This is a genomic window from Falsiroseomonas oryzae (assembly GCF_027856955.1).
Classification (GTDB): domain Bacteria; phylum Pseudomonadota; class Alphaproteobacteria; order Acetobacterales; family Acetobacteraceae; genus Falsiroseomonas; species Falsiroseomonas oryzae.
The window spans coordinates 1-3,564 of the sequence record NZ_JAPSMD010000494.1 but is presented as its reverse complement, the minus strand read 5'-3'; the positions used below and the strand labels follow the sequence as shown (position 1 = coordinate 3,564).

Below are 3,564 nucleotides of genomic sequence, written 5' to 3'. Positions count from 1 at the left end.
CCGCGCCGGACCCGCCCGCTGGCTGCTGCGCGCCGCGCGACGCGCGCCCGCGCCGATGATGCTGCTGGCGCATGTGCTGAAGCCCGTCGGCGGCGTGAACGACGTGCGGATGGACCTGCCGCTCGGCGCCCTGGCCACCTGGCCGGGGGTGGGGCTGCGGCTCGGCCACGGGCCGGACATGCCGCCGGTGCCGGACGGCGCGGCGCGCCTGGTCATCCTGCACCGCCGCCTGCTCGACAGCCCGCAGGCGATCACCTTCGTCAACCACTTCCGCCGCAAGGGCTGCGTCGTCGTGCAGGAGTTCGACGACGATCCCGACCACTGGCCGACCATCGGCGCCTCCGGCCACTTCGCCTTCCGCGGGGTGCATGCGGTGCAGACCACGACGCCGAAGCTCGAGGCGCTGTTCCGGCAGTTCAACGCGGAGGTCGCGGTGTTCCCGAACACCGTGGCGGAACTGCCGCCGCCGGCCAACTTCGTCGATCCGGGCCGCATGACGCTGTTCCTCGGCGCCCTGCGGCGGGAGGACGACACCGCGCCCTTCCTGCCCGTGTTGGACGAGGTGCTGGCCGAGGCGGATGGGCGCCTGGCGGTGGAGGTGGTGTTCGACCGGCAGACCTTCGATGCGCTGCGCACGCCGCACAAGCGCTTCTCGCCGCTGCTGCCCTATGCCGGGTTCCGCGCGCTGATGGCGCGCTGCGAGCTGGCCTTCCTGCCGCTGGCCGACACGCGCTTCAACAACTTCAAGTCCGACCTGAAATTCGTCGAGGCCGGCGCGCACGGCCTGTGCAGCCTGGCGAGCCCGGTGGTCTATGGCGGCACGATCCGCGACGGCGAGACCGGGCTGATCATTCGCGACCCGGCGGAGCTGCGCGCCGCGCTGCGCGCCCTGCTGGCCGCGCCGGAGCGTGCGCAGGCGATCGGCGCGGCGGCGCGGGACTGGGTGCGCGCCAACCGCTTGCTGGCCGACCAGGTCCCCGCCCGCTTCGCCTGGTATCGCAGCCTGTGGGCGCGGCGGGCGGAGCTCGACGCAGCGCTGCTGCAGCGGGCGCCAGAACTGGCGGCGGGGTGAGGGCGCCCCCACCCCGACCAGCCTTCGGCCTCGCGGCCATGCCGCAAGCCCCCGCAGAAGCGGGGGAGGGAGCCTGGCGTCAGTTCGACTGGCCGGCCGGCGGCTGGGCGGCCGGGGGCGGGCCGCGACGCTCACCGCCAGGGCCCATCATGCCTGGGCCCGTGCCGGGTCCACCGTAGCCGGGGCCGTGGTGATGGCCGTGGTAGCCGACGCGCCGCGGCATCGCCTCCTCGCGGGAGAGGAAGCCGTCCGAGTTGGTGTCGCGGGCGCGGAACATCGCCTCCGCGAAGGGACGGATTTCCTCCAGCGAGATGCGGCCGTCGCCGTTCGCGTCCAGGGCGCGGAACATGCCCTGCCCGCGCTGCTCGGCGCGCTGCTGCGCCTCGGCCGGCGGGGTGCGGCCGCCCATCCGCGTCCGGGCATAGGCGCGGAACTCCTCGATCGTCACGCCGCCGTCGCGGTTGGCGTCGATCTCCACGAAGCGGGCCTGCAGCCAGGTCCAGCCCTCGTCGCGGCTGACGCGGCTGTCGTTGTTCGTGTCGGCGCGGGCGAAGGCCTCGCCGGCGGCGAAGCCGCCACCGCCGCGGTGATGCCCACCCGGGCCGGCGCCAGGGCCGGGCTGGGCGAGGGCCGGCAGCGCGAACGCTCCACCGGCGATCAGCGCGGCACCGGCGAGCAGGGCGATGCGGGAGGTCTTCATCTCAGGTCTCCTTGTGCCGGCGGGATCCGGCGACACCTGCAAGATGGAGCGCGCATGCAACGCCAGCGTTGCGGTCAGCATGTCCTCCCGTGAGGAATCGTAACGCCTGCCGTTACCATCGCGGAGGAAGATTGCCGAAGCGGGAAGGTCAGCGCCGCGGCGGCACGCCGCCCTCCCCCAGGTCCCACCAGATCCCGGCGAAGGCCGCGAGCCCTTCCCGGGCGGTCGCCTTCAGCAGGTGCTCGTCCGGGCCGTGCTGCTTGCAGCCATTGTAGCTGTGCGGGATCCACACCAGCGGCACGCCGAGATGGTCCACGAAGACATCGCCGGGCAGGCCGCCGGAGGAATTCGGGATCACCTGCACCCGCTTGCCGAGCGAGCGTTCCATCGAGGCCTGCGCCCAGCGCACCCAGGGATCGTCGGGGGAGGTGCGGCTGGCGGGCATGCGGATGCCCGGGTTCTCGATGGCGACGATCTGCAGCCCGGCCGCGTCCAGGTGGCGCCGCAACGCGGGGGCGAAGCGCGTCGTGTCGGCATCCACCGTGTAGCGGATCTGGCAATGCGCGCGGGCGTCGGGCGCCACGGCGTTGACCGGGTTCTCCGGCCGGCCGGAGAGCATCGCCAGCACGATGAAGCTGCACCAGCCATAGATCTTCTCGGCCGGCGTCAGACCGGGCTCGCCCCAGCCCTCGTCGATGGTCGCGGCGCCCTCCCCGCCGCCCACCGGGCAGCCATCCAGCACGGCGCGCACCGAATTCGGCATCGATGGCGGCAGGAAGTCCCGCACCAGCACCTTGCCGTCGCGGTCGGCGATGGCGGCGATGGCGTGCGCCAGCAGGATCGCCGGATCGCGCGTCAGCCCGCCCCAATGGCCGGAATGCACGCCGCCCTCGCGCAGCTTCACGACCAGGTCGAAGTGGAAGGTGCCGCGCGTGCCGGTGGCGATGGTGGGCAGGCCGGGCTCCACCCGCGGCCCGTCGGAGGCGATCAGCGCATCGGCGGCCAGGGCCTCGCGCTGCTGCGCGACGAATTCGCGCAGGCCGCGGGAGCCGCGCTCCTCCGCCATCTCCAGCACCAGCTTGACGTTGGCGCCGAGCCGGCCGCCGCGCTCCGCCAGCACGGCTTCCAGCGCGGCCAGGTTGATGGCGTGCTGGCCCTTGTTGTCGGCGGTGCCACGGCCGTACCAGCGGTCGCCCTCCGGCGTGACGGTCCAGGGGTCGAGGCCCGGGCGCCACTGGTCCTCCAGGCCCCGCACCGTGTCGCCATGGCCGTAGAGCAGCACGGTGGGCTGCGACGGATCCTCGATGCGCGCGGCGGTCAGGATCGGGCCGAAGCCCGGCAGCGGGTTCGGGTGGATCTGGCTGGCGAAGCCCAGCCGGTCGAGCCAGGGGCGGATGCCCTGTTCCAGGTAGCGGTCGAGATGCGGCGCGCCGGCCGGGTCCTGCGAGGTGGAAGGGATGGCGACGAGTTGCGCGAGCGTCGCCTCGAAGCCGCCGCTGTCGAAGCTGGCGAGGGCGCGGGCGATGGCGGCGTCGCGGCTGGGCATGGGGTGCGTCCCTGGCATTGAGGGCGGGCAGGCTGCCGCCCCTGCCGTGCCGGGTCCAGCCCCGGTCGCGCCGGCCCTGGACCCGCGATTCACGCCCTTCGCCGTGCCCACCTTCGGTGCGCACACTCAGGGCGATCGCGGGCTACCGCGTGGAGGCCGGCGCGCTGCCGCCGCCGCCGCCGCCCGGGAGCCCCGCGCCGAGCAGCACACCCGCGGCCAGCGGCAGCAGCAGGCCCGGCACGATGG

Annotated in this window: 3 protein-coding genes; 1 reads left to right on the top strand and 2 read right to left on the bottom strand. The window is 74.2% G+C overall.

Going from position 1 to position 3,564, the window contains the following annotated elements; genetic code table 11:
• On the top strand, nucleotides 1-1,072 hold a 1,072-nt coding region (locus tag OZN99_RS27655), incomplete at its 5' end, for a glycosyltransferase (RefSeq protein WP_270938443.1).
• A gap of 79 nt (nucleotides 1,073-1,151) precedes the next feature.
• Here OZN99_RS27655 and OZN99_RS27650 read toward each other — a convergent pair.
• Together OZN99_RS27650 and OZN99_RS27645 are read right to left on the bottom strand one after the other, a co-directional pair.
• Nucleotides 1,152-1,772, bottom strand: coding sequence for an EF-hand domain-containing protein (locus tag OZN99_RS27650; RefSeq protein ID WP_270938442.1), 621 nt, complete (start codon nucleotides 1,770-1,772; stop codon nucleotides 1,152-1,154).
• Between the two features lie 148 nt (nucleotides 1,773-1,920).
• A complete protein-coding gene (locus tag OZN99_RS27645; RefSeq protein WP_270938441.1) occupies nucleotides 1,921-3,318 on the bottom strand; it encodes a M20 family metallopeptidase in 1,398 nt (465 codons plus the stop codon).
• Nucleotides 3,319-3,564: the final 246 nt, after the last annotated feature.

Coding starts and splice junctions, on each gene's coding strand:
- OZN99_RS27650 (WP_270938442.1), bottom strand. CDS start 1,772: ATGAAGACCTCCCGCATCGCCCTGCTCGCCGGTGCCGCGCTGATCGCC.
- OZN99_RS27645 (WP_270938441.1), bottom strand. CDS start 3,318: ATGCCCAGCCGCGACGCCGCCATCGCCCGCGCCCTCGCCAGCTTCGAC.